This window comes from Streptomyces sp. WM6386 (assembly GCF_000972385.1).
Lineage (GTDB): Bacteria > Actinomycetota > Actinomycetes > Streptomycetales > Streptomycetaceae > Streptomyces.
On record NZ_JXTE01000363.1, the window covers coordinates 1 to 617 of the forward strand.

1 pseudogene is annotated in these 617 nt (G+C 66.8%); it reads left to right on the top strand.

From position 1 onward, the window contains the following. Positions 1–142 precede the first annotated feature (142 nt). A pseudogene (locus tag TN53_RS41735) lies at positions 143–617 on the top strand (RNA-binding protein); the annotation flags it as partial.

Sequence of the window (617 nt, forward strand, 5' to 3'; positions counted from 1 at the left end):
GGGCGAGCTTGCGCTCGTATTGTTCGTTGGGTCGGTTCTGAGCGTTGCAGTTGTCCTTTTCGGGCCACGTGCCGCTCTTGGTCACAGTCTGTTGATGTGCGTGAATTACGCTGGCACCCCTTCTGACCGTGCAGGGAGCAGTGTGCCGCCGTCCTTCGTCCACCGGATCACCAAGTACGACCCTGCCGACCGTGACGAGCACGGCCACTACACCGGTGCCGAGGAGGCGGTCAGTGACCATGGGCCCGTCGAAGCCGCCTACCTCGCGGCGATCGCCGCCTTCGCAAAGGCCTCGGGCATCGATCGGCTGGAGATTCGCGAGCCCGCCGTCTGCGGTTTCGTCCACTTCGGCGTGGAGCCGGCGGATGTGGGACATGGTCTCGGTGGGCTCTTCCCGCCCGACCTCGCCGGCTACTACGACGGGGCCGAGGTCTGTCTCCCGGTCGCTCTGGAGCTGGTCCGGGCCATGCTCCGCGACCAGGGTGCCTGGTGTCGTCTGGAGGCGGGGGACGTGTTCACCGTGCATGTCGGGTGGGACCAGTACGTGTATGTGGGCAGCGACCGGCTCTGCGCGGGTGCCGTGGCCCGTACACGGGAACTCGGCCTCTTCCCGGAAC